Below are 26439 nucleotides of genomic sequence, written 5' to 3' on the forward strand. Positions count from 1 at the left end.
TGCCGAGGGGAGCTGAGCGTACTATCTTAGTGTATTCGCTGTCAAAGGTATGAAAAAGTATTGATACAAAACAACTCTAATTGATCCGAGTTGTGAGAAACTTCCATATCGTAGCTCCTCTAGACGACACTAGAGGTAGCCTCTGGTGACAAAGTTATATTTTGGTTACTCCTTGATATGAAGCCTAATAGAGTAAGGCTAGAGGCCCAGATCTCTTGGTGAGAAAGGAGAATACTCACGTAGAGATGGTGCAAGATACGTCATGTCTCTCTTTCTTCTGCAAAATCTTACGAGTTATCTACATGTAAGGGCGCACGATCGTGCATCTTTATGTGGAGCTAGTTCGTAATGAGATCTGCAGAATCTAGAACCTAGTTGGAGGGGGAACGGAGGCTTTGACGTGAAATGAGTACATTTGCAGAGTAAGAGAAATAGACGGATGATTGACGAACAGACCAAGCAACTGATCATAGATACGGCACGCATCGAAGATGTTGTGTCCGACTTCGTGCAGTTACGGCGCAAGGGGTCGGGCTTCGTAGGGCTGTGTCCATTTCACAAGGATCGTCACCCCTCCTTTATTGTCACTCCGTCCAAGAATATCTGCAAGTGCTTCGCTTGTGGTGCAGGCGGTACACCAATTTCCTTCATCATGAAGATACAGAACTGCTCCTTCGTCGAGGCACTCCGCTACCTCGCTCAGAAGTATAATATCCCCATGCCAGAGCGGGAGATGACCGAAGAGGAGCAGCAGAGAAAGAATGAGCGTGAGGCGCTTTACCTCGCCAATGAAGTGGCAGCAAAATTCTTTACCGAGCAGCTCCTCAGCAGCGAGGAGGGGCTAGATATAGCCTTGCCTTACTTCACGCAGCGTGGCGTTCGGTCGGAGGCGATACAAGCCTTTGGGCTGGGCTACTCACCTAGTGATAGACGTGCTCTGGCGAAGTATGTCGAGGAGCATGGCTACGACATGGAGAGCTTTGTGGCGACGGGGCTGCTTTACGCTCCGAGCGAGGGTCGCCCGAGTGGTGATCGCTATCACGAGCGGGTTATCTTCCCGATATACAATGTGGGGGGGCGGGTCGTCGGCTTCGGCGGGCGCACCATGCGCAAGGCGGACAAGATCGCCAAGTATATCAATTCGCCCGAGAGTATCATCTATGACAAGAGCCGCGAGCTATACGGTCTTTACCAGGCGAAACAGGCCATCGGGCGTCTAGATCGAAGCATCATCGTCGAGGGGTATCTCGATGTGATCGCCATGCACCAAGTAGGGATAGAGAATGTGGTGGCAACTTCGGGCACGGCACTTACGGAGAGTCAAATACAGCTCTTGCGACGCTTCTCTCGTAATGTGCTGGTGCTCTTCGATGGTGATGAGGCGGGTGTCAAAGCGGCACTGCGCTCGATCGATATGCTCCTCGCTGAGGGAATGCAGATCAAGCTCTTGGTACTGCCCGATGGAGAGGATCCCGATGAATTTGTTGCTAAGCGTAGTCGCACAGAGGTGGAGGAGTACTTTGCTGCCCATGAGCAGGACTTCCTTACCTTCAAATCGCAGCTCTACGCTCCGCAGATGGCGAGTGATCCGCAGCTCAAGACGCAGCTGATGCGAGACATCTTGCAGAGCATTGCCACGATTCCCGACAGCCTCGAGCGCATCGTCTACATACAGCAGATGTCTCAGATGTATGGCGTGGCGGAGGATCTGCTCTTGCAGCAGATCAAGCAGGAGCGCTTTAGCCGTGGACGGGTCTATCAGTATGCCCCTCCAGCGGCAGCGACACCCGAGGAGCGTGCTCCTGAGGAGACACCACAAGAGGTCTCGCCTCTAGATGCGCCGATGAGCAATGAAGCACTGGATCTGGTCCGCCTCGTAGTGCGCTACGGAGAGCGGAAGCTAAAGATCTCTGTGCAGGATGAGGAGGCTGGTGAGGGGGCAGAGCCTATGGTGATACAGGTCGCAGTGGCTAACTTCGTCTATCAGGAGCTCAAGCAGGATGATATAGTCATCGAGCATCCGCTTGTCAAGCGCATTCTCAATGATAGCAACAAGATGATGCTGGAGGAGCTGAGCGACTCGGAAGATGGCGAGTCGAAGCATCGCTGTGGCTCTTTTCTTTGCAATTCGGAGGTTCCGCAAGTGGCAGCATTGGCGGTGGATCTCTACGCAACCCCATACAGACTCTCTCGCAAGGCTCGCGAGGAGCTACAGATGCCAGATGACGATGATGAGAAAGTACCCGATGAGTGGGTGCGGGATATGACCTTTAAGGTGCTATACACCTACAAGCTAGCGTACGCTGAGGAGCACTGTCAGCAGATCTCGCAGCAGATACAGGCGCTACAGCAGGAGCACCCAGAGGCGGACTATGAGAGCTACCAGCCACTCCTCCAGGAGCTATCCACATGGCAAGAGATTCGCAAGGCGTTTGCCCAGTTTAGCGGTCAGCGTGTGGTCATTTCGTGAGCTGAGGAGTGTGCGTGAAGAAGTATCCGTTAACCCTTTTACCAATCTAGATAAGAAAGCGCAGTCATGCAGTTTGCCGATATATATGGATACCGAGCCCTCAAGCAGCAGTTCGTACATTTAACCCGATCAGGTCAAATGCCCCACGCTGTGCTGCTCGAGATACAGGAAGGCTACCCGGGGCTTCACCTCGCGTGGGCTTGGGCGCAGTACATACAGTGTCAGTCTCCTACGGACGAGGACTCTTGTGGCGAGTGCGCCTCCTGCAAGAAGGTTGCTGCCAGTGCGCACCCTGATGTTATCTTTGTCTATCCAGTGATCAAAGCAGCACAAGACGAGACCCCCACGGAGCGATACTTCGACGAGTGGCGTATGCTCCTCGAGCGGTCGCCCTACATCACTGAGCAGGACTGGCTCGAGGTGCTAGAGGCGGGCAATAGTCAGCCTGTTATCTACGTAAATGAGATCAATAGTCTCCTGTCTCGTCTCTCAGTCACAACCACCGAAGGGGGCTGGCGCACGATCATCATCTACCAACCTGAGCGCATGAACGATGCAGCGGCCAATAAACTTCTTAAGTCGCTCGAAGAGCCTCCCGCGGAGACGCTCTTTATCCTAGTGTCAGCACACTCGGATCGTCTCCTCGACACGATCCTGAGCCGTGTGCAGCGCTTCGAACTGCCCCCGATGACGGAGGAAGAAATGAGAGAGGCACTGACAGCTCTACACCCCGAGCTGGCGACTGACGCGCTTGAAGCGATGATCCCCCTAGTAGACGGCAATCTGAGCGATGCTCTACGGCTACTCGACAGCTCCGCCTCACAAGACAAACTACAAGAACTGGCGCAGCAGTGGTATGATGCGACATTGCGAGCCGACATCTTGCGCCTGAAGCTACTCAGCGAGGAGGTGGACAAGATGGGACGCGAGGGGGCGGTAGCCTTTCTCAAACTACTGATGCAGCTAGTGGGACGGCAGTGGCACCGTGCGCTCCGTGGCGAGTCGCATGTGGGAGAGCTACGAGTCAACAATAAGGCAATGGGGGCTTGCTATCGGCTCCTCGAGGAGGCGATGCGAGAGATCCGTGGTAATGTGCTGACGAAGATGGTACTCTTCGACACGTTCCTGCGAATGCTGCTTGCGCTGCGCAACTAAGGCTACTCGGGATGTCAGAGCAGACGCTACGCCACCAAGGTCTGGACCTCTTACGGCTTCTTTCGGTCGTGATGGTGATCGGCATCCACACGGCTGGGGGCTACTTTATGGGAGAGTCTTTGCGGTCAGAGTGTTGGCAGGCCGCTCCATGGTATGCGCTTTCGGTGGGTGCCGTGCCGCTCTTTGTGATGCTGAGCGGAGCCTTCATGCTGTCGCCTGAGCGGCAGATCGGGGGCTTGGCACACTTTTACAAGCGTAGCGTAGGGCGCAAGATACTCTTGCCGCTACTCGTTTGGTCGGTGGTTTATTACTTCTGGCACTGTGCTAAGGAGCAGGCGTGGATCGCCTTCCAGTGGTATCATTTGTGGTATCTTGTGATGCTGGCAGGTCTCTACGTGGTGACTCCTATGCTGCGCTGGCTCTGTGAGCGGATCGAGCGTAGCGATAGTCCCACCTATGGGGGCAATCGAGGACTACTGATCTTGACGCTCGGGAGCTATCTCGTGGCGCTTATGGTAGATGTTTACTACCGCTCGTACGGCATTCAGCAGATCTGCCTACTCTGGTGGGTGCAGTACCTTCCTTACTACCTAGCGGGCTCTCTGATCTCTCGCACCATTAGTCGGTTGCCGAGCAAAGGCTGGCTCTTGGCACTCTTCATCGGGAGTATGTTGCTACACGGAGCTCTGCTCATTTACGTGCCTTACCAATTGTTAGGGCGGGTGGGTGTCAACTTCTTTCCGCTGGTCGTCCTTAAGGTTGTCGCGCTCTTTGCCCTCTGCTACCGATGGCGCCCCACGGTACGTCTCTTCGTCTCGACAAGTAGGCTCTATCCCTATGTGATGGGGGGCTACCTGGTACACTTTGCGGTGCTGCAGGTCGTCTTCAAGCTGTTCGAGCTATTCCTCCCCTCACTGACCGCTTGCCCTGCCGTAAGCGTCCCGCTGCGCATACTCCTCATAGCACTCATCTCACTAGGGGTCACCGCTTTGATCCGCAAGGTGCCACTACTACGATCACTGGTCTAGAGGAAAAGCCTTTACAAGACAGCAATGATTTCGTATCTTTGCGAAGTAACCAATCAATAGAGCAAACCGAATAGATATATGTTTAGTGGAATAGTAGAAGGTATGGCACAGGTGCGCCGCCTAACCCGCGAAGGAAGCAACCTGCACATCACACTCGCCTGCGACTTTGCCGCAGAGCTACAGATAGATCAGAGCATCGCACATAATGGCGTCTGCCTCACCGTCGTCTCGCTCGAGGAGGGGGGCTACACGGTGACCGCCATTCAGGAGACACTCGACCGCAGCAACCTGGGCCTCCTACAGGTGGGTGACTATGTCAACGTGGAGCGCAGTATGATGCTCGGTGGTCGTCTGGACGGTCATATCGTGCAGGGACATGTGGATCAGACGGCTCGCTGCACGGCTATCCGTGAGATGGAGGGCAGTCACTACTTTACCTTTGCCTATGAGGTGGATCGTGAGATGATGCGCCAGGGATATATGACGGTCGAGAAGGGCTCCGTGACGGTCAACGGCGTGAGCCTCACCGTCTGCAATTCGCAGGAAAACTCTTTCGAGGTAGCGATCATCCCCTACACACTAGAGCATACTAACTTCGGTTACTTGAAGGAGGGAAGCGTGGTCAACCTCGAGTTTGATATCTTAGGCAAGTATATCGCTCGCCTACGTTCGTTTGACTAAATCCTTGTAGCTATGAATCCTGAAGATCTATACGCTCTCTATCGGGAGCGTCAGAGCGATCGCAGATTTGCTGACCGCCCTGTACCGCAGGAGGTGCTGGAGCGTATTCTGAACAACGCCCTGCTGGCTCCCTCTGCGACCAATCAGCAGCCCTGGAGTATCGTAGCAGTTTCTGAGCCAGAGGCTGCGCAGCGTGTAGGGCAGGCGGTCATCAAGGGGGTGACCAATATGAATAAGTTTGCCCTCGAGGCCCCCGTACACCTACTGATCGTAGCGGAGCGTGGGCGCTGGGTAGCCCGCATGGGTAGCCGCGTGATGAAGGTGGACTATCGACCCATAGATCTAGGTATCCTCGTGGCACACATCGTCCTCGCAGCTCAGGCGGAGGGTGTCGGGAGCTGCATACTAGGCTGGATCAACGATACTGCCGTGCGCAAAGAGCTGGGCATACCAGACAAGCGTCAGGTGGTTCTAGACATCCTCATTGGCTACTCGGAGCAGCCGACCCGTGAGAAGAAGCGCAAGAGTCCCGATGAGGTGATCCACTGGAACAAGTGGTGAGCCCCTCAACGCTGCAAATCTTACGGGTAGCAATTTGTACTCGTCTCTAACCTCTAATTCGATAGCCACGTGGAGAATGACAAATCTCCACGTGACTATTTTTCATTTTCCACGTAGGGGAGAATCATTTCCTCGGACATATTATTTGATTCCTCCGAAGTTTCATTTCTTGCCTACGTGGAGAATTTTTATTCTGCACGTGGAGATTTGGAAATTGCCACGTAGAGATCTGCTTTTTCTGAAGCTAAAGCGTCTCGGGGCATAGGAGTGTCTCTTTATGTTGTGTCAGTCTAGAGCCTCCCAGCACCTGACATAAGAGGAGACTGTTGCATAAAGGCGAATCGCTGTGTTGCTTTCGGGATTCGGCTTCGGTCACATACGGAGGTATGCTCCCTTCAGACCTCACCCTCAGCGCCTTGCGCTTCATCCTTTCTGCAAAGTCTAGACAATCTTGCAAGCAAGATTGTGAGACTGTTGACTTTTGCAACAGTCTCAAGAGGTCCTGTCGAGATATTGGGCCAAAAAAGAGAGAGTCTCTACCGCTGTAGCGATAGAGACTCTCTTCTTTAAGTGACTATTTGTTAGGAGGACTGGTTACTTTGCCAGCTCCTTCTTACGTACTTCGTACTCCTTGAGACCGCCCTTGAGGAAGTCGATATAGTTGCTGATATTGGTATCATGTGCATACGATGCACTCAGCGGGTTGCCTTCAGGATCGATTGCGATGTAGTAAGGCTGTGCATTGGCGGCAAACTTGCTACGTTGCAGGTAGCTCCACTTGTCGCCGACGGTGCGGAGCTTCTTGACAGAGCCGTTTTCCTCTACCTCAATGACGTTAGGCAGAGCGGTCTTATCATCGACCATGAGGGTGATGAGGATATAGTCATCCTCGAGGAGCCCCTTGACAGTCGGGTCGATCCATACGGAGTTCTCCATCTCACGGCAGTTGACACAGCCGAAGCCTGAGAAGTCTAGTAGAACCGGCTTTCCCGTCTCCTGAGCATAGCGCATACCAGCGTCGAAGTCGTCAAACTTAGCATGCACCTCACCGTCGTATAGGTTGAAGTCTTGCGTGTAGAGTGGCGGAGCAAAGGCGGTGATAGCCTTGAGCGGAGCGCCCCATAGACCAGGGATCATATAGACGGAGAAGGCTAGGGAGATGATCGCCATAAAGAGGCGAGAGACGCTGATTTTCTCCAGAGGCGTGTCGTGCGGTAGTCGGATCTTGCCGAGGAGATAGAAGCCTAGCAGTGCGAAGATGATGATCCAGAGTGCTAGGAAGGTCTCACGGTCTAGGATACCCCAGCCGTAAGCGAGGTCGGCGACGGAGAGGAACTTGAGCGAGAGTGCCAGCTCGAGGAATCCGAGGACCACCTTGACTGAGTTGAGCCAGCCTCCACTCTTTGGCATGTTTTGCAACATGTTGGGGAAGATAGCGAAGAGCGAGAAGGGTAGTGCTAGTGCTAGTGCAAAGCCGATCATACCGATGGCCGGAGCGACGATCTCGCCTGAGGTACCAGCCTGTACGAGGAGGGTACCGATGATAGGACCTGTACAAGAGAAGGAGACGAGTACGAGGGTAAACGCCATGAAGAAGATGGAGAGTAGACCCGTGGTGCTGTCTGCCTTAGAGTCCATCTTGTTGGTCCACTTAGCAGGTAGAACTAGTTCGAAGGCTCCAAAGAAGGAGACGGCGAAGAGAACTAGGATGAGGAAGAAGATGATGTTAAAGACCGCATTGGTTGCTAGATTGTTCAAGGCACTAGCGCCGAATATAGCGGTGATGATCAGTCCTAGAGCTACATAGATGACTATGATGGAGAGCCCGTAGATCATCGCATCTCGTATAGCAGCTTTGCGAGACTTGGTGCGCTTGAGGAAGAAGCTCACGGTCATCGGGATCATAGGCCATACGCATGGGGTGATGAGCGCAATGAGACCTCCGAGGAAGCCGTAGATGAAGATGTACAGAAGACCTGCGGTAGACTGCTTCTGGTTGCGATCGCCATACGCCTTGAGCTGATCTACGACGGGTGCCCAGTAGCTGGACTCTGAGACACTCGTTGAGGTAGCCCCAGCGGAGAGTGTGTCCGTTGTGGCGAGCAGTGCTGTCTCTGTACTATCTGTCTCAGCTTCAGTAGAAGTCTCCTCGTTAGTTGTCTCTGCGGGTTCGGTTGCAGCGACAGCGAGCATGGACTTGGAGAGTTGCTTCGAGTTAAAGCTAAAGTCGTAGTCTACCTGCACACAGTTGTCTTGGCAGGCTTGTCCCTTGAGGTAACCCTCATAGACGAATGCTTTGGGATCGGTGATCTCTAGCTGCTGAGAGAAAGTAACGGTCCCCTCAAACTCCCTTACCTCTACTTGGAAAATGTCGTCGATGTAGCTTTTGGGTTGTTTGTTAGCCTTGAAGCCGCCAAGAGCTTTTGCTCCGACCAGCTTGTCGGTGTGAAACACGAGTGGTACGGGGCCCCCTTTTGGAAGGTTCTGATCGTAGAAGTGCCAGCCGTTGTTGATGCGGGCTGTGATGGAGACGATCGCTCTCTGCTTACCATCGTCAGTAATCTTGTGAGAGAACTTGACGGGGGTGACCATGCCACCAGATTGTGCTACAAGGCTAGGAGCCGTGGCAAAGAGAATGCTAAATAGCAGGAGTATATACGCTATCCGTTGCTTCATAATTTATCAGAGTAATACTAGTGTGATTGTTACTTATCAGTGAGTTTTTATGCTTTTAGATGACGCTGTCTCCTCCATGAGAAGAGCCTCTTTTTGGGCTGCGGTGAGACGAGTCTGTGAGATCTTGTCTAGGTTGACAAACGGGGTGTCTAGGGTGAACTGCATCTTCTGTCGCCTTATGGGGTGGAAGATGGTTAGCTCGGTGGCTCGTAGCGCTAGGTACTTGCTGAGCTCTGGCGCGATGGACTCACTGGCGCGATGATCCCCAAGGAGCGGGTGCCCTATGCTAGCGAGCGTGGAGCGGATACTGTTATTGCGTGTGAGTAAGGAGAGCTTTACTCTCGTGATATAAGGACCCGTGGTGAGGACCTCGTAGCTAGCTCTAAAGGTAGCGGGCTTACTATCTCTAGTGGACGACCTAGCAGTGCGTCGCTTGTTGGGACCTCTCTTCTTGTCCTTTGTCGGGCGGGTCGTTAGCTCTCCACTGCTGGTGTCGAGAGCGCCTAGGATGACTGCCTCAAAGCTGTTGGAGAGGACGAAGCTACGCCACTCGGCTAGTAGGTCTTGCTGTAGCTGTCGATCACGAGCTACGATGATGATGCCCTCGGTGTCTCGATCGAGACGGTTCAGGAGGAAGATCTTTTCGTTGGGATCGACCTTCTTGAGATGATGCGTCACGACCTGAAAGAGACTACTCTTGCTAGCTCCTCCGACGGAGATGGTAGGGATGCCGGGACGCTTGTGCAAGACAATGAACTGCTCGTCGCGATACAGCTCCTCTATGAGCGGATGCTGAACCGCCTCGGCAGTGCCTATATTGTAGATCTCTATGGTGTCTCCGGCGATGACGGGTGCATCAAACTGAGTAGTGGTCACTCCTGCCAGCAAGACGCATCGATTGCGCAGATACTGCTTGACAGTGGTGCGACTTAAATCTGGAAGTAGTGCGAAGAGTAGCTCGAGGAGTGCTCCCGACTCCTTCGCTGTGAAGGTATAGATACACTCACGTTGAGGAGCTTTTCTGATATTCTGAGCGGGTTTTGGAGGCATAGAGAGAAATTAGTCTGCTTGATGATCCTTTTGATTGCAAGGCTTATGATATAGGAGGACTGTATTCGAGTAAAGCAGTAAAACAGAAGCAATCATGAGTACGAGTCTCCAATATGACTGATCTACGATGAAAAGGTAAGACCCTGCGACAAAGAGGACTCCCGCTAGGAGTGCTATACCTCGTAGTCGCTTCGTACGGAGGTCTACACCATTCTTGTCAACGAGTGCTTGACTCATTGTGTAGAGTAGCGATCCAGCCATAAGCAGATAGCCAAAGAGTACTCCAGGATAGAAGAGATGTAGGAGTAAGCTCATAAACATAAGAATGAGCCCAAGCTTAAAGCAGAGATTGATCGCCCGTTGACGCGAGGATGCTTGCTGAGACATAGAGTGCTAATTAGAAGGGTATGGGTCTAGAAGGTTAAGTGAGCTCATTTGTCCTCATCGTCCTCTGAGACGGGCCTATCCTTGATGATAAAGACGACCTCATCAGGTCGTTGCATACGATACTCTTCACGAGCAATACGCTCTAGCGAAGCTTTGTCCTGCTTATAGCTGTCTATCTTCAGGCTGTCACTACGGTATGCCTCTTCGAGTCGCTTACACTCATCGGTGAGTGTCTGAATGCGATGCGAGTAGCGGAGCTGCTTGCCGAGGTTGGAGTCGCTTATAACAAAGGTATAGAGACCCATTCCCAAGACGATTAAGCCACAGAGGAAGGCTTGTGCCCGCTTGGGATGCTCAGCACTTAAGCGCTTGATATGACCTTTGAGGCGACCTATAAGCTCTTTGATAGAGGCCATAGCTTCTAGATGAAGTTGGTAAGAGGTGAACTATATGACGTGAGAAAGCGTCGGCTAGCGTATATCAATTGATGAAGAGCGATCACTCTGCGAGTCGAGGACACGAGGAGAACCGTAGATGGTGAGCTCAGAGGCTCCGGCTAGCTTATAGCGCAGGTTACCGCTATTGCGAACCTCTGCAGAGGAGGCACCAGCTAGTGAGATGTCTAGATCTGAAACGGTTAGCTCCTCGCCATCAATCTCAGAGGCACCTGAGAGTGTAGCCTGCAGGTTGGTGATACTGCCTTTTAGCTCACTGCTTGAGCTGCCTGAGAGCTGCATGGTCAGCTGGCTTAGCTGATTAACGATCAGATCGAGTTTGGAGGCTCCTGTTAGGTTTGCCATAGCTCGCTTGGCCTGTATACTACCTGATACTTCACTTGCTCCAGAAGCTTCGAGGCTCACCTCGTCAGCTACGATAGCAAGATCCTCTATCTCTGAGGAGCCTGACAGATGAGCTGTGAACTGTGGTGCCTCAAACTGCCCAATGAAACAAGCCTCCGTAGCTCCCGCCAAGTCCATCTTGGTGATGTAGGGCATCGTGATATGGATGGTGATGTCGTCAGAGTCAAAGGGGTACTTGACATCTTGCTGCAAGCTAATGTAGAGGGTCTCACCCTTCTGTTCGATCTTGACATCGTCCTTATATTTCTCGGGAGCAGAGATAGACACCGAGTACTCAGCGCCCTGCGTGATCTCGAGGTCGAGACCGCGATTAGCATTGATCGCCGTGAAGTCCCTGAAGTTGACCTCTTGTTGTGTCATCGCCTTAGAACCTTTCTTGTAGACGCAGCTAGAGGTACAGCATCCACAGAGGATGACAAGAAGGAGCAGAGAAGGGGTTAGTATAGATTTGTAAGACATAACTGGATCCATCAATAGTTTGATATGAGGAACTTTAATTAGTTGTACCTTTGTCAGGTACTTCCTACTGGTCGTCAAAGGTAACAAATTCTCTCATAAGATGCTCTATTTGTAACTATGAAATATTTCTCTAAGATCTTTATCTGCTCATTGTCACTCCTCAGCCTTCTTTCTGCTAAAGGACTGAAGGGTGCTGACGTGCCACCTATTTATAGCGACATGTCTGAGTCTTTTATGCAAGCTCCTGACACGCTTGCCGAAGAAGATATCGTCAGTATACTCCTACCTGAAGTAAGAGTCTCGGGGACCCCTCATAAGCCTCTCACTAAGTCTGAGCGCTACGCCTATTGGCGTCGTGTGCGAGATGTCAAGAAGGTGCTACCTATCGCAGAGGAGCTTAGCGGGATGATTATTGAGACGTATGAATATGTAGAGACTTTTCCCACAGAGCGTGAGCGCCGTGAGCATTTGTCTCGTGTCAAGAAAGAACTGGTCAAGGAGTATACGCCTCGCATGAAGGATCTGACCCTCGGACAGGGGCTGCTCCTCATCAAGTTGGTGAATAGAGAGACGGGCTCTACGGGGTATGAGATTGTTAAGTCGATCTATGGCGGATTCACCGCTACGTGGTACAATGCTTTTGCAAAGCTGTACGGGGGCAACCTAAATATGAAGTTTGATCCTGAGCATGTAGAGGACGATGCTGTCACGGAGCGCATCATCTACCTATGGAAAAACGGCTTGCTCTAGCACGAGCCCTTCCTTACGAGCCTTTTACTAGTCGAAGCACTCGGTCTCGCTGGTAGGTGACCGATTGATGTCCGTCGATCCAGTGTATGGGTAGTCCTCGGCGTGTCATACCTCGGAACCAAGTCATCTGTCTCTTAGCAAACTGATGAATAGCGGTCGCTAGCTGCTCCTCCATCTCTGAGTAGCTGAGCTTACCTTGTAAATATAAGGTGACGAAGCGATACTCTAGACCATACGCTATGAGGGTGTCCGCGGGAACATGCTCGTCGAGCAGGCGCTCTACCTCAGCAACCATCCCCTCCTCTAGTCTGCTCCGCAGTCGCTGGTCTATGCGTCGTATGATCTCTTGACGAGCTAAGCGTAGCCCGATGATGAGTGGTGGTTTCTGTTGCTTAGACTCACTAAGAGCCTCTTGGTAGGCTTGATACTGCTCAGGATACTGCGCATAGTGCCGTGCCACCTCAATGGCTCGGATACACTTACGTGCTGAGCTTAGGTCTACATGCTCTATGCGTGGATAGCGACTAAGTATAGCTCGCAGGTCGGCTAGACTAAGCTGCTCTAGCTCCTGTCGCAGCGCGGTGTCGGGCGGCACTCGGTGCATAGGTCTCGTCTGTAGCACCTGCTCGACATAGAGTCCTGACCCTCCGACGAAGATCGGCTTGAGTTGTTGAGAGACGATCTCATGGTACGCTTCGTCAAAGAGGTGCACATACTCAAAGAGGTTGAACGGATACCCCGCCGGGACAATATCGATGAGGTAATGAGGTATGGAGCCACGCTCCGTGGTATAGGCATCTAGATCCTTGCCAGTGCCTATATCCATACCGACGAAGACTTGCCTGCTATCACCACTGAGTATGGCTCCATGCAGCTCCTCAGCTAGAGCCACGCCTAGAGCTGTCTTACCGCAAGCGGTAGGACCAACGACTGTGAGTAACTCGGGGTAGTACACTAAATATGATACTTCGGCGAGGAGGAGCTATCTACTGATCAAGGATCACACGCTCTGCTGATCAGAGAGGGTACGCATTAGGTGCGATCCTTGCGAATGACATCGTGTGCGCCTCCCTCGATGATAGAGGTTGAGGAGACAAGTGTCAGCTTAGCATTCTTACGGAGAGACTTCAGATCGACTGTGCCACAGCTACTCATCGTAGCTTTGATCTTGCTGAGCGTCTGATCGAGTGTATCCTTCATCGGACCAGCGTAGGGGACATAGCTGTCGACGCCCTCCTCAAACTTCATCGTCGTGGAGGTTCCTCCGCCGTCATATCGCTGCCAGTTGTGAGCACGGTTTGACCCTTCGCCCCAGTACTCCTTGACAATATTGTTGCCGATGCGGAGCTTCTCTGTTGGGGACTCGTCGAAGCGAGCGAAGTAGCGTCCCATCATAAGGAAGTCGGCACCCATAGCCAGCGCGAGCGTCATGTGGTAGTCGTGTACGATACCACCATCGCTACAGATAGGTACATAGATGCCTGTCTCATGGTAGTAGTCGTCACGTGCTTTGGCAACGTCGATAACCGCCGTAGCTTGCCCACGTCCGATGCCCTTTTGCTCGCGTGTAATGCAGATAGAGCCACCTCCGATGCCGACTTTGACAAAGTCTGCGCCAGCCTCTACGAGGTAGCGGAAGCCCTCCCGATCGACCACATTGCCTGCGCCTACGATGACGCTGTCGCCATACTGCTCACGTATCCAAGCGATGGTCTCCTGCTGCCATACAGAGAAGCCGTCAGACGAATCGATACAAAGCACATCAGCTCCTGCCTCTACTAGCGCTGGTACGCGCTCCTTGTAGTCACGGGTGTTGATGCCGGCACCGACCATCAGCGTCTTGTTGTGCGGGTTCTGTAGCTCGAGTGGGTTCTCCTTGTGACTATCATAATCCTTGCGAAATACGAAGTAGCAGAGTCGCTGCTCCTCATCAATGATCGGGAGCGCATTTAGCTTGTGCGCCCAGATGATGTCATTTGCCTCGCTTAGCGAGATCCCTTTGCATCCTGTGGTCAGACGCTCGAAGGGCGTCATAAAGTCAGCCACCTTGCGATCCAGTGAGTCTGTCGATAGTCGGTAGTCTCTACTGGTGACGATGCCGCATAGTACGCCATCAGGCGTGCCATCATCAGTCACACCGATGGTAGAGTGCCCCATACGCTGTGTGATAGCTAGCACATCAGCGAGCGTATCTTTAGGACTAACGTTGGCATCGCTCCGTACGAAGCCCGCCTTAAACTTCTTGACACGAGCTACCATCTCTGCTTCCTCCTCGATGGGTTGTGACCCAAAGATGAAGGATAGTCCACCGTTTCGTGCTAGTGCGATAGCCATCGTGTCATTGCTGACGCTCTGCATGATAGCCGATACGAAAGGTATATTAAGATTGATGCGAGACTCTTCCTTTGCAGGGCTATACTTAGCCAGTGGGGTGCGTAGGGAGATCTTGTCCACAGTGCACTCGGGCGTTGTCAGTCCTGGGATGAGTAGATACTCGCCAAAGGTGTGTGACGTGTCAGGGAAGATGATTGCCATAAGAAAGCGAATGAATAGTGGTGGGTGAATGGTGTAAGCTCCTACGAGAGCTATCTAGATAGGCGTTTGTACTAGCGTAGTCTATTGGAGGCTCGTACGAGGATGTCATCCTTGATGATATTGCGCATAGCCAGGTACTGACACAGTAGATTGATGATCGGCAGTATGATCCAAAACCGTATCTGGGTCGTCGCCTGCATGAGATCAGTCTGTCGCCAGAGCATATAGCCGAAGGCAACGATAGCAGCCACCATCAGGAGGAGACCGATGATCGTCAGACGTATCTGTAACTTACGTCTCTTGTAGAGGAAGATTGTCACAAAGGAGATGATCGTCACCAATGAGGTCAGAACGAACGAGACTAGATTAAAGTACTTAATACTAGTCCACCCACTGACGATGAGCCCTGTAAAGTTGGCTGCATAGATAGTCTCCGGATCAGACTGTGTGACGGTGAAGAGCGTGAAGAGCAGTAGTAGGGTTGCGGTCACCCCACTGAGAAATAGGTATAGAGTCTGAATGCGTTGCCACATAGTGAAGGTACGATCTAGAGGTTTGCCTTACTTAGTCTTGTGACTCCTCATTTGGCAGACGATAGTACACCTCACCATTGAGAAACTCGGTGGTGGCTACGAGCGTTGATTTGGGTAGTTGCTCGTAGTACTTAGAGATCTCAATCTGCTCTCTATTTTCCGTTGGAGTCTCATCGAGATTCTCTTGGTAGCTGGCAACCTCTTGTATCTTCTCTCGTATCTCGTCACGCATCTCTACGGATAGCTGGTTAGCACGCTTAGAGATGATACGGACAGTCTCGTAAATATTCCCAGTCTGCTCCCAAAGCTCTGGAAGGGAGCGGGTGATCGTAGTCTGTGGTACGGATAGCTTCTTATTTTTTGTTGTCATAATGCGAAATTGGAGTCTTAGTATGTGAGTATAGTGCAGGCGGAGGAACCCCTCCGTCATGCAGCCATTGTCTAGCTGACGATCATGCGCTGTGCACGATCACGTAGGGTCTTAGCACGCTTGATGTGCTTCCCATCGGGGAAAGCATTCTCATAGTTATAGTAAGCATCTATGACCTCGCGTAGTCGCCCTTGCTTCTTGCTCTCTACACTATTGATCGCCTGTTGATAAGAAGCCTCCACAATGATAAAGAGTAGATCTTCACGATGCTTGGTGTAGGGGTAAGATTTGAGCGCATTGCGAGCCGTGATGATGGCTGAGATGTAGTTGTTGCCTAGATAAGTGCCTAGATTGTAGTATAGGTCAGCCGTGTTTAGCTCTTTCTTGGCTAGGTTATCTTGCAGATCGAAGAGCATCTGCTCGACCTCCTTACGATGCTCATTCTGAGGATAAGTCTCTAGGAAGCTCTGTAGCTCCTTGAGCGCACTATAAGTGACAGACTGATCTAGGCGTGGGTCGGGAGCTATACGATAGAGTGCTAGTCCCGTCTTGTAGTGTGCCTCTGTGGCTCGCGGATCTTGTGGATACTTGGTGTATAGCCTACGAAAGTACTCGGCAGCACTAGACTCTTGCTTGTTTTGTAGGAGTGCGTCGGCCATGATGTAGAGAGCCTGTGCGCCCTCCTGCGTGCCTTCGTAGTGAGGTAAGACATCGACCATGAGCTCAGCCACGCGGCCATACTTACCCTCGTTGTAGTACTTCTTGGCATAAGAGTAGCGGAGCGTGGGGTCTTTGGACTTCTGTATGCGCATATACTCAGCGCAACTACTAGTGAGCAGGAGCCAGCTGAGAGCTAAGAGGCTGAGGAGCGTTTGTCTTGTCATACTTAATACCTACAGGATACCATTGCACGCAAAGGTACGAAAAAAGAGATTAGAACGAGATCGCTCATAGTCCCCGGTTATAGAAAAATGGAAGATACCCTAACCGTCTCATCGATGAGTCGGCTAGGGTATCCTTGTATAGATTACCTGCGTCTAGAAGGTGTAGAGCGAGCTGATAGACTCGTGGCTACAGACGCGACGGATAGACTCGGCAAAGAGCTCGGCGACGCTGATGATGCGCACCTTCTCGCTCTTCTTAGAGTAGGGGATTGAGTCGGTGAAGATCATCTCTGTCAGACCAGACTGATCAATGCGCTTCGTAGCTGGATCGCTCATGACGGCATGAGTCGCAAAGGCTCTGACAGACTTAGCGCCATGCTCTAGCATGAGGTCTGCAGCCTTGGTCATGGTGCCAGCGGTATCGACGATATCATCGACGAGGATTACATCCTTGCCTGTGACATCACCAATGATCGTCATCTCGGCCACCTCGTTTGCCTTAGCGCGACGCTTGTGGCAGATGACCATAGGTACGCCAAAGTGGCGTGCGTAGCTGTTGGCACGCTTTGTACCACCCACGTCAGGGGTAGCGATGCAGAGGTTGTCCACGGGTATGTTGTGCTCAATATACTCTGTGAAGACGGTAGAACCATATAGGTGGTCTACTGGAACGTTGAAGAATCCTTGTATCTGGTCTGCGTGTAGATCCATCGTGATGAGGCGGGTGATGCCAGCCACGGAGAGTAGGTCGGCAATGAGCTTAGCGCCGATGGAGACACGAGGCTTATCTTTGCGATCTTGTCTAGCCCATCCGAAGTAGGGTATGACCGCTGTGATGTAGTGTGCGGAGGCACGCTTGGCCGCATCGATCATAAGTAGGAGCTCCATGATGTTGTCGGCATTGGGATAGGTCGACTGGACGAGGAAGAGGTCCTTGCCACGGATGCTCTCTTCGTAGGATACGGCAAACTCGCCATCGGCAAAGTGCTCGATACGCATTTTGCCCAAGGGGCAGCCCAGTGAGTCACAGATCTTCTCGGCGAGGTTCTGAGAGGCTGAGCCAGCAAATACTAGGTAGGGTAGTTCGTTCATTATGTTATCAGTATAGAGACAATCAGTGGCACAAAGGTACGACTTTAATAATAAACGGCGGTTGCGATGCTTCGCTCCTCAACTTCGCACATCTCACGAAAAACCCTTCTGTAGGCTCTAGAAGCACTAGACCTACTAGGAGTACTAGTGCCACTAGCCCCCCCCCTAATCTCTAATTTCTAACTCGATAGCCACGTGGAAAATTCTAAATCTCCATGTGGAGAATGACCCTTTTAGTTCTTCAATCATTTCCTAGCGTCAGTAATTCTCTTTTATAAGCCGTTAGCTCTAGAATTTATCCCGTGTTCTAAGGTAAGAGTAACCAGAATTTTGCGTATTTTGTTTGGAGGGTGTATATATTTATTGTACCTTTGTGGCGGAAAGGTGGTTTTCTATCGTGACCACTCTTAGAGAAATGTTCGGGATGCTCGGGCAGTGTCTCGTAAACTAGAAGAAGATAGATCAGTATAATAACACACTAGCAAATACAACGGATTTACCACTCATCGCTTTTCCGATTTTAATTCCGATTTTCTACGTAGGGCGGCTTAGTGTACCCTTCTCTGGTCGAAGGCTCCTCTAGTTGAAATAAAGTAGGTCAAAAGTTTGGTAGTCTCGAATATTTTCCGTATATGAGAGAGAGAGAGAGAGAGAGAGAGAGAGAGAGAGAGAGAGAGAGAGCATCTCTATGCATCTCATCTAGAGCTTGATACAGGTCTTCTGAGGTCGCACGCGACCCTCAGAAGCGGCTCCTTATACGCACTCTATCGATCTGCTTTTTCCTCCTTATCTCGTCTGGTTACCATATCGACAGGCGAGGCGTCTTCTAGTAGCAACACTCTTTTCATAGACTCTCTTCGTCCGAGAGGCAACTCCTCGTGGGTGTATGTGGGCAACCATCGTACACCCACTTTTTTGTCTCTTGGTCGTCGTGGTCTATGCCATACAATAATACATATAGGAGTGCGACATCGCATCTCCTGCCTCAACTCGTGGATTCGTCAAGTAGCGGTAAGCTGATGAGCCGTCCGATACTTGAGAGGCTTCGAGATTGTGTGCGTTTATGGTCGTCTGATATCCTTTATAAGCTGATTTATGGTAAGCAGGGTGGGGCGCATTGTAGTTTCCATAGAGATATGGTTAGCTACTATGCGCTCCACGCTGCATGCCTATGAGATCTGATCCTTACAATAAGCTATTATGAAACGAATCCTACTTATCATCTCGTTGCTGACCCTTCTGTCCCTCACCGTGAGCGGACAGCAGGTTGGTGTGCAGACAAACACCCTCTACTGGGCAACAACGACCCCCAATGCAGGGGTAACCTTAGGTGTCGGAGAGCAGTGGAGCCTCAGCTTGCATGCTGGTTGGAACCCTTGGCGCTTCAGATCCTATGACCACCCCGAGAGTGGAGAGCGCGTCCACCCCAAGATGTTTCATTGGACGCTGATGCCCGAGGTTAAGTATTGGTTCTGCCGACGCTTTGAATATTGGAATCTCGGACTCCATGCCATCGCCACGCAGTACAATGTGGGCGGGATGAGATTCATCAAGCCCTTAGCCGACTATCGCTATCAGGGGTATGGTGTAGGAGCAGGTTTGAGTGCTGGGTATCAGTGGCCTCTTGGAGATCGCTGGGGGCTAGAGCTCTCCATAGGCGTGGGCTATCTCTTTATGAAGTATGATAAGTATCAGTGCTGGCAGTGTGGAGAGCGTGAGGGTAGTTACACCCGTCACTATGTAGGACCCACGAAGGCTGCCATAGACTTTATTTATTACATCCGCTAATCACTTTGAAGAGTAACTGTCGTATGAAAAGTAAATCATCGTATCGCCCCCTGCGATACAGTATGGGGAGTCAGAGTAGAGAGTCACAATATGACGACTCTTCTAGGGGTGCACAGCTGATCTCGTTTCTGTGTCGTGCTTTCATGGGTGCTGTCTGTCTTTTGATCCTTTGCCTGCTCTCGCCTGTTGTGACATTGGCTCAGAGTACGACAGCTCAGCCTGATAGCACCGCACTAGCACAGACTCATCCTCATACTGTAGCGAGAGATACTATAGCTACAGACACTATAGCGACTCATAGTACGCAAGCTCTCGATAAGGCATCTGATAAGACATCTGATAAGACATCTATAGATAGTCTCGTTGTCAAAGAGCAGCGAGAGCTGGTGGTCACAGACAGTGTCACAGTCTCCTCGACTATGCGTAGGCATCGTCAGGCAGTAGCCGATGGACTGCATATAGCTGATGTGAAGACCGCTTATAGTGCCGATGGGTCGGCTCTTGTTGTCTCCTTTGTAGCGCGTTATGGAGAGCGTGTCGTTGCTTCTCGTGAGGCGCTCCTTGTGACCCCAGTCTATGTACAGCCAGAGGCCTTAGGCGAGGTACGTCTGCCACAGCTACGTATCAATGGGCGTCAACGGGCCAGAGCTTATCGTCGCGAGGTCTCCTTTTGGAGTCATCAGGAGTACGAGCAGCGCAAGCCGCTATTGCTGACCACCATTGCTACACCACGACATATGCTAGACACTATAACCAATAGTGCCCGATATAGCTATCGTATGCCACTAGCCAACTACAAGACAGGAGGTAGCCTACGCTTAGACTTAGAGGTAGAGGATTGCTGTAAGCTCTATCCCGTAGCTAGTAAGGACTATGCGATAGCACCTCACATCTTGCCAGCGCCAGACACGGTGCGTATCGTGCAGACCGTCTCTGACACCGTGCGTATTGAGGCACCCAAGCCTCTAGAGATAGCACGTCCTGATCTCTACGCATCCAATGTCTCCTTCATCAGACCTGCTAAGGAAGAGGCTAAGGTGCGTAGCCAGAGTCTCTCCGTACGGATTACCTTTGAGGTGGCTAAGGCTGAGGTCTTGCCCAACTTTGCCAATAACCGAGCTGAGCTGACACGGGTAGATCGTGAGATACGTCCTCTCTTGACAGACCATGATAGTACCTATACCGTGCGAGAGGCCAGCATCTATGGGTACGCCTCTCCCGAGGGGGGGTATGAATACAATCGGAACCTCTCCGAGTCACGAGCTTATGGCTTTAGGAACTATCTAGAGCGTATCTATGGTATGTCCCGTATCCCCACCTTTGATGTGCAGGGACGTAGTGAGGACTGGGAGGGGCTCCGTAAGCACATCGTCGAGTCGTCACTCCCCGAGCGAGACGAGATACTTCGTATCATAGATCGTGAGAGTATCAGCTACGATGCTCGTGATCAGCAGCTCAAGCGTCTCCGTGGGGGACGAACCTATAAGACGCTGCTGGGAGATATCTATCCGCTCCTGCGTCGTATAGATATGACGCTACAGTATGGCGTACGAGACTTCGAGCAGCGTGAGGTTGCTACAATCATTGAGACCCGCCCTCAAGACCTCTCACAGCGAGAGATCTATGATCTAGCGCATATGCGCAATAGCGATGCCGTGGCTCGTACACAGCGGAGCAACTATGGTCGTGAGTACGACATAGCCGCACGCTACTTCCCCAAGGATGCGATCGCTCAGATCAACGCTTCCTCAGCAGCCCTCATACGTGGGGAGCTAGAGATAGCCCATCTGTACCTCGAGCGTGTAGCACAGGATCCACGTGCCTACAACAATCTAGGCGTCTATCACTGGATGCGTCAGGAGTATGACCAGGCAGCCGACTACTTCCGTAGGGTGCCACAAGAGAGTCAAGAGATGGCACAGCGCAACCTCACACAGATGCTCCAAGAGCAGCAGCAGCGCAAGGCGCTACAGCAGCAGCATAAAGCCGCGTCTGGGGCTACCAAGTCTACGACGACACGTTAAGAGATAGTACGGCTATGGTATATAGAAGCATCCCTTTACGAGCTAAGCCAGTCACCCTCAGTAGTGCCTCGCTAAGCGTCCTTTTCAGACGTGTCATGCGCCTAGCTGTAGGTCGCTATGGGGTGCCTGCTCTGCTCCTGCTGAGCCTGGTGGGGTTGACCAGCTGTGATATGGACGACCCGCAAGATCTCTGCTGCAAGCGTGTAGACCTAATCTATCGCTACGTCCCCTCACCCGCACAAGGCGATCAGTACCAGCAGGAGATCAGAGGAGGTATGAGACACTTCCTCTATAGTGCTGATAGTATCTACCTAAGAGAGGTTTATGCCCAGAGAGACAATCCTCAGTATGTCCGTCTCTCTAACCTCACCCCTGGCGCTTATCTGATGCTGACCGTAGCCAATAGTTCGCCAGCAGGTACGTTGCTAGAGCACTTCGAGCCAGGGGCTACGCTAGGCGAGGCACAGCTACGTTTAGCCAAGGCTTTGGAGCAGACTGCGGGTCTCTATCAGAACAGTGAAGAGCTCTTTTATAACCTGCGCGCCTTCCGCACCAATGGAGACACCCCGATCCGCTATTACTGTGACCTATCTAATGTGCACTGTCATCTGCAGGTGCAGGTAGAGTGGGAGGATACCCCCAAGCATCTTAGCGGATCCTACGAGCTACGCGCTAGTCGTATAGCAGCGGCTTACGATCTAGGCAGATGGTATGGCGAGCCTATCGTGATAGCACGTGGCAATGGTCATACGCCGACCGAGTCTACGCTAACCGATGTGGTGCATCACTTCCCCACAGAGCGGGGAGAGATGATTACCCACTATCAGGAGCGTCAGCTCTTTGACATGAAGCTTTACTACGACCTTATCTCGCTACGCTATCGAGATGATGCGATTCCTGTGTTGCGACTCTACTATCAGGGAGAGCCCGTCACGACCGAGATAGATCTGAGCAAGGCCTTTAAGGAGTGGCGCTGGCACCCCGATCTTATGCCAGCGCAGCTCTTCCGTATCAAGATCTTGATTCACCCCGATGGGAGTGTCACCGTGAGCCAGTGGGTCTCAGGCAACGTGCTAGACTGGGTCGATGGTGGTACGCTGGGAATGAGTGATTAGAGATTAGAAGTTAGAGATTAGAGGTTAGAAGTTAGAGATTAGACCCTAGGAGCACTAGTGACCCTAGGAGCACTAGAGTCACTAGCCAACCGCCACTAGCTAACCACCAATCACCAATCGCCAATCACCAAACGACAAAACTAAGAAACCAAAGTGGGTACACGAGGTATCCACTATCCATTAAACTAATTAACCAACAGTATTATTAACCAATAGTATTATGAACAAAAAAATCAAGGCACTCCTAACCATTGGAGTCCTAGCTCTGGTAGCTCTAACAAGCAGTTGCCAGTCAGACAACAAGGCGCCTAAGGGGGATCAGCTCGCTGAGACCTATCAGGAGCCCAACACGTTTACCATCCGCTTCTCAGTACCTTCGGGTGATCCCGTCAAGTACGACCTGCGTCGGATACAAGACGAGAGAGAGTACACGATCGACAAGGTCATGCTCTACGTCTTTGAGGATGGCAAGCTAGCGCTTGATCCTATCCCCATCAACAACCCCGCTCTGCAGCCAGATCCTCAGGATCCTACAGCGATGGTCTACACGCACAGCTCTACGGACAACAAGATCCCACAGGGCCTCGTCACCATCTACGCTGTCGCCAATGAGGATATCACGACACCGCTCGCTAAGGGCGATGCGGTTAGCAAGCTTACGGCTCAGCTCGCCAAGGGAGAGCAGAAAGCCAATGAGTCATCCAGCCTCGTGGTCAACGGAGACGGCACGACAGGCACTACCGACAAGATCCCTATGGTCGGAGTCAAGGAGGATGTTGTGCTCTTCAAGCAAAACGTAACAGTCGAACTAGAGCGTATCGTCGCTCGTATCGACATCAAGAACAATGTCGCCGACAATCAGCTCAACATCACTTCAGTTACCCTGGAGAATGCTAACTCAAAGAGCATCCTTGTCGATGATCATATTTCCAACGTACCCGCTGCTAGCACGAAGGTAGGTGGTGTCAAGCCCTTCCTCTTCACCCCAGGGGCAGCACGTATGGAGCATAATAAGGTTTTCTATCTCTATGAGGGCAACCAAGCCGGTACGACCGCTGATGAGGCTACCTATGTAGTAATCAAAGGTACATATCGTGGTGTAGAGAAGGAGTACAAGATCCCCTTCTTTGACAAAGCCAAGAACAAGGGTATCGACATCGTCCGTAACACTATCTATCGTATCGTACTTGGTACAGACAACACTAAGTACAACCTCACCTTCTCAATTGAGGTGACTGATTGGGACGGTCCAGTCAACACGGTCGTTACTTGGGACGCTATCACTGTAGCTTTTGACGGCACAGCCTCTACTGGCTTTAGTTACGATGCTAAGAAGCACGAACTCACCGCTCCTAAGACCGCAGGCACAGCTTACTTCACCACCTCGCACAACTTCGGGACCGCTCCCACCTTTACCGCAACGGCAGAGGCTTCAGCAGCTAGCTGGCTTAAGGCAAGCATTGATGGTAGTGGCAAGGTCAAGATTGAAGTTTCCGAAGCTGCTACGACCGCACGCCATGGTCTTGTGACCGTCACAGGCACTAATCCAGCCTACCAGTATCAGATCCTAGTAAAGCAGGGTGCGAAGTAATAAGAGCAAGAGTGCTCATACAATACACCCTTAACTCCGCCAATCGAGTAGCTCGATGAGACGAGTAACCCGTAGGGACGCACGGCTAGTGTCTAGTCGGAGAGCGTCCGTTGTATCAAGACAGAACGAGTTTTGATGTCAAGGTGTTGACGTTGTACCCTTTAATGGGTGCGGACGTCATCCCGCTAGCTACTAGCCGTGTGTCCCTACAGAGATCGGGGTTACAGCGTTTGATGAGTGGAATTGTCGTGCTGACGTAGCTTGTGTAGGGGCGGACCTACGTGTCCGCCCGCAGAATAGACTGCGCTCAGGTGAGGACGGGCGGACACACAGGTCCGCCCCTACGGTGGGAGCTTCCACCCCGCCGAGCGGTTCACCCGAAGAGAAGTCGACCGAGCTTCCGAAACGAGAAAAAACTTCGCATTTTACTTGCATATGAACTTAGAAAGCAGATCGTTATTCGTAAGAGATTTGCGGAGTCTCCTACAGATAAGAACTCTACAAACAAGCACTCTAAAGAACAAGAACAATAATATGAATAAGATATATCGCATAGCGAGTGCCACCCTTGCGATGGTACTCCTACTACTCACCATGGGGAGCTGCTCTAAGGAGAACCATCTAGCCCCAGATGCTCAGCAACAAGCTGGTGCAGGTCAGCTCACCTTCAAGCTCGACAACGATGCGCTACGTAGCGTTCCTGCCGAGGAGTTTGAGAAGGCGGTCGACCCCGCAACCGTTTGGTGCGTCTTCGTCACCCCGACAGGATCAAGCGCACAGACTGTCAAAGATGCTAAGCCAGCCACTAAGGCTTCCTCGGGAGAGTATATGATTAAGGCAGACTTTGAGGGCGCAGCACAGATGTTTGTCATCGCTAACGTGCAGGATGCTCTCAAGACAAAGCTCGAGGGACTCACCACAGCAAGCACGCTAGACGAAGTGCAGAAGCTTGTTGTCGAGAACGCTCTTGGGGACAACACTACGGCTCCCGACAAGTTCATCATGACCTCAGAGCTTATGAACGTGATGCTACCCGCTGTGGGTGGAACACCTTATAAGGTCGCAGATGCTATCAAGCTGAAGCGTCTAGCTGCACGCTTTGACGTGATCAGCGAGGTGCCAGGGCTCCAACTCACGACTATCTCTGTTGCTAAGCGTGTCACCACCTCTACGCTACTCAATGTAAATGAGACCGGCACGCTAGCCACAACGGCTACCGACTATGCTGTGGCAGGTGGCAAGCAGCTACTTCATAAGATCTACAGCTACCAGAACACCAACAAGGGTGGTACGGCAAACGCAACCTCCTTCACGCTCAAAGGTAACTACGGTGGTAAGGCAATCAAAGACATCAAGGTAGATCTCAAGGATGCCACAAACGGAGAGACTATCGCTGTCCAGCGCAACTACTGCTACCGCATCATCATCAAGCCCGCAGGAGACGATGGTAAGCCAATCAATCCAGATGATCCTACTTCCGCATGGAAGGTAACCGTCAAGGTGATCGACTGGAACGAAGCCGCTGCCGACCTCGCCAACTACAGCGATGAGGATCTAGCAAATCAAGGTAGTTTAGATTTAAGCAATACGGTCAATCCTACAGGGCCGAACCTCCTCAATGCTGTCGCTGAGTACAACATTGACATCACAGGGACGAAGTTTACCACGAGCCAGACCAACGAAGCTGGTAACACCGGTTACTTCACTTGGACAGAGGCTAAGGCACTCACGATGCCTTCTGGCTATCACCTACCTACTCGCTACGAGTGGACAGCTATCCTAGGTTCTGACTACTATGCTTCAAATAGCAGCTCAACTGTCTATGTCGACTTCTCCCGAAACGAATCTGAGAAGGATGTCTCTCTAACGGTTCAGATCCCCGTAAAGCCAAGTTCTACGGTTACGACGATGGCTTGCCTGCAGGATGTCAAGCAAGTTAGTACCGAGTCTGCTACCTATATGATTCGCTATAAGAACAACGATACCTATCGCTCCGCTTGGCGCTACTCCTATGTAGATGGTCCTATCGCTGGTCAGAAGGTGCTCAAGATCGAGTCTGTACCTGTCAAGGCGGGTCTAACGATAGAGCAGCTCAATAAGGATTACTTTGCTAATCCTAAGGTAAGCAAGTATGTCAAGACGATCTACCTGCCTACAACTGGCTACAACTACAACCGGGATGGTTCGGGCTCTGGCGACTATCGTGGTTCCCACGGGGGCTACTGGTCTGCCACGGAGGGCAGCAGTAGCAAAGCCAGCCTCGTGGCCTTCTACAGCTTGTACGCGAGCGTCAGCTACAACAGTCAGACGCTTCGCTTCGTGCTGCGCCCCTTCCGAGGAATATAATACCCTCAACCGTAGGCGGAGCGCTAGACGATAAGCGTTGCGCTCCGCCCGCCATGCGGTCTCTCTCTGTTAGCTGTCTCTTGC

General features: G+C 51.8%; 22 protein-coding genes. 11 read left to right on the forward strand and 11 right to left on the reverse strand.

Annotation, left to right across the window (positions count from 1 at the left end; all coding sequences use genetic code 11):
- Positions 1 to 439 precede the first annotated feature (439 nt).
- The 5 genes from dnaG (at position 440) to PORAS_RS04205 (ending at position 5895) form a co-directional block, all read left to right on the forward strand.
- The gene (gene dnaG / locus PORAS_RS04185) at positions 440 to 2470 is read left to right on the forward strand and encodes a DNA primase (protein ID WP_004331178.1); all 2031 of its coding nucleotides are present in this window, start codon (positions 440 to 442) and stop codon (positions 2468 to 2470) included.
- Between the two features lie 66 nt (positions 2471 to 2536).
- Positions 2537 to 3625: a DNA polymerase III subunit gene (locus PORAS_RS04190; RefSeq protein WP_013760286.1), complete on the forward strand. Its 1089-nt coding sequence runs from the start codon at positions 2537 to 2539 to the stop codon at positions 3623 to 3625.
- 11 nt (positions 3626 to 3636) lie between these two features.
- Positions 3637 to 4653 carry an acyltransferase gene (locus PORAS_RS04195; RefSeq protein ID WP_013760287.1) on the forward strand — a complete coding sequence of 339 codons (1017 nt, stop codon included), beginning with the start codon at positions 3637 to 3639 and terminating at the stop codon, positions 4651 to 4653.
- A gap of 78 nt (positions 4654 to 4731) precedes the next feature.
- On the forward strand, positions 4732 to 5334 hold the full coding sequence (locus PORAS_RS04200) for a riboflavin synthase (protein ID WP_004331156.1): 603 nt from the start codon (positions 4732 to 4734) through the stop codon (positions 5332 to 5334).
- 12 nt (positions 5335 to 5346) lie between these two features.
- A complete protein-coding gene (locus PORAS_RS04205) occupies positions 5347 to 5895 on the forward strand; it encodes a nitroreductase family protein (protein ID WP_004331181.1) in 549 nt (182 codons plus the stop codon).
- A 594-nt stretch (positions 5896 to 6489) separates the two neighbouring features.
- On the opposite strand, the gene PORAS_RS04210 is transcribed toward PORAS_RS04205, so the two are convergent.
- Genes PORAS_RS04210 through PORAS_RS04230 form a run of 5 tightly spaced genes read right to left on the reverse strand, consistent with a single transcriptional unit; the run spans position 6490 to position 11327 of the window.
- Entirely contained in the window at positions 6490 to 8571 is a 2082-nt protein-coding gene (locus tag PORAS_RS04210; RefSeq protein WP_013760288.1) for a protein-disulfide reductase DsbD family protein, read from the reverse strand.
- 36 nt (positions 8572 to 8607) lie between these two features.
- A complete protein-coding gene (locus PORAS_RS04215; RefSeq protein WP_013760289.1) occupies positions 8608 to 9621 on the reverse strand; it encodes a pseudouridine synthase in 1014 nt (337 codons plus the stop codon).
- A gap of 9 nt (positions 9622 to 9630) precedes the next feature.
- Positions 9631 to 10008 (reverse strand): hypothetical protein, encoded by a 378-nt coding sequence (locus PORAS_RS04220; RefSeq protein ID WP_013760290.1) that lies wholly within the window; start codon positions 10006 to 10008, stop codon positions 9631 to 9633.
- A gap of 44 nt (positions 10009 to 10052) precedes the next feature.
- Positions 10053 to 10424 (reverse strand): FtsB family cell division protein, encoded by a 372-nt coding sequence (locus tag PORAS_RS04225; RefSeq protein ID WP_013760291.1) that lies wholly within the window; start codon positions 10422 to 10424, stop codon positions 10053 to 10055.
- A 54-nt stretch (positions 10425 to 10478) separates the two neighbouring features.
- Positions 10479 to 11327, reverse strand: coding sequence for a head GIN domain-containing protein (locus PORAS_RS04230; protein WP_013760292.1), 849 nt, complete (start codon positions 11325 to 11327; stop codon positions 10479 to 10481).
- Positions 11328 to 11444: 117 nt separating this feature from the next.
- On the opposite strand from PORAS_RS04230, the gene PORAS_RS04235 reads away from it, so the two are divergent.
- On the forward strand, positions 11445 to 12077 hold the full coding sequence (locus PORAS_RS04235; RefSeq protein ID WP_013760293.1) for a DUF4294 domain-containing protein: 633 nt from the start codon (positions 11445 to 11447) through the stop codon (positions 12075 to 12077).
- Between the two features lie 13 nt (positions 12078 to 12090).
- On the opposite strand, the gene miaA is transcribed toward PORAS_RS04235, so the two are convergent.
- From miaA to PORAS_RS04265, 6 genes are all read right to left on the reverse strand, one after another.
- The gene (miaA, locus tag PORAS_RS04240) at positions 12091 to 13032 is read right to left on the reverse strand and encodes a tRNA (adenosine(37)-N6)-dimethylallyltransferase MiaA (protein WP_013760294.1); all 942 of its coding nucleotides are present in this window, start codon (positions 13030 to 13032) and stop codon (positions 12091 to 12093) included.
- A gap of 77 nt (positions 13033 to 13109) precedes the next feature.
- Positions 13110 to 14612, reverse strand: a complete 1503-nt coding sequence (locus PORAS_RS04245) for an IMP dehydrogenase (RefSeq protein WP_013760295.1) — start codon at positions 14610 to 14612, stop codon at positions 13110 to 13112.
- Between the two features lie 71 nt (positions 14613 to 14683).
- Complete coding sequence (locus PORAS_RS04250; protein ID WP_013760296.1) at positions 14684 to 15145, reverse strand: DUF4293 domain-containing protein; 462 nt, start codon at positions 15143 to 15145, stop codon at positions 14684 to 14686.
- 31 nt (positions 15146 to 15176) lie between these two features.
- A complete protein-coding gene (locus PORAS_RS04255) occupies positions 15177 to 15515 on the reverse strand; it encodes a DNA-directed RNA polymerase subunit omega (RefSeq protein WP_004331169.1) in 339 nt (112 codons plus the stop codon).
- Positions 15516 to 15586: 71 nt separating this feature from the next.
- Positions 15587 to 16399, reverse strand: coding sequence for an outer membrane protein assembly factor BamD (locus PORAS_RS04260; protein WP_013760298.1), 813 nt, complete (start codon positions 16397 to 16399; stop codon positions 15587 to 15589).
- Positions 16400 to 16552: 153 nt separating this feature from the next.
- Entirely contained in the window at positions 16553 to 17491 is a 939-nt protein-coding gene (locus PORAS_RS04265; protein ID WP_004331179.1) for a ribose-phosphate pyrophosphokinase, read from the reverse strand.
- Positions 17492 to 18691: 1200 nt separating this feature from the next.
- Here PORAS_RS04265 and PORAS_RS04270 point away from each other — a divergent pair.
- The 5 genes from PORAS_RS04270 (at position 18692) to PORAS_RS04290 (ending at position 26355) form a co-directional block, all read left to right on the forward strand.
- Positions 18692 to 19279 (forward strand): DUF3575 domain-containing protein, encoded by a 588-nt coding sequence (locus PORAS_RS04270; protein WP_013760300.1) that lies wholly within the window; start codon positions 18692 to 18694, stop codon positions 19277 to 19279.
- A gap of 419 nt (positions 19280 to 19698) precedes the next feature.
- Complete coding sequence (locus tag PORAS_RS04275) at positions 19699 to 21303, forward strand: DUF3868 domain-containing protein (RefSeq protein WP_169309395.1); 1605 nt, start codon at positions 19699 to 19701, stop codon at positions 21301 to 21303.
- Between the two features lie 14 nt (positions 21304 to 21317).
- Entirely contained in the window at positions 21318 to 22418 is a 1101-nt protein-coding gene (locus PORAS_RS04280) for a hypothetical protein (protein WP_013760302.1), read from the forward strand.
- 220 nt (positions 22419 to 22638) lie between these two features.
- Positions 22639 to 24009 carry a FimB/Mfa2 family fimbrial subunit gene (locus tag PORAS_RS04285; protein WP_013760303.1) on the forward strand — a complete coding sequence of 457 codons (1371 nt, stop codon included), beginning with the start codon at positions 22639 to 22641 and terminating at the stop codon, positions 24007 to 24009.
- 534 nt (positions 24010 to 24543) lie between these two features.
- On the forward strand, positions 24544 to 26355 hold the full coding sequence (locus PORAS_RS04290; protein WP_013760304.1) for a hypothetical protein: 1812 nt from the start codon (positions 24544 to 24546) through the stop codon (positions 26353 to 26355).
- The last annotated feature ends 84 nt before the right edge of the window (positions 26356 to 26439 follow it).

It is taken from the genome of Porphyromonas asaccharolytica DSM 20707, assembly GCF_000212375.1.
GTDB classification, from domain to species: Bacteria; Bacteroidota; Bacteroidia; order Bacteroidales; family Porphyromonadaceae; genus Porphyromonas; species Porphyromonas asaccharolytica.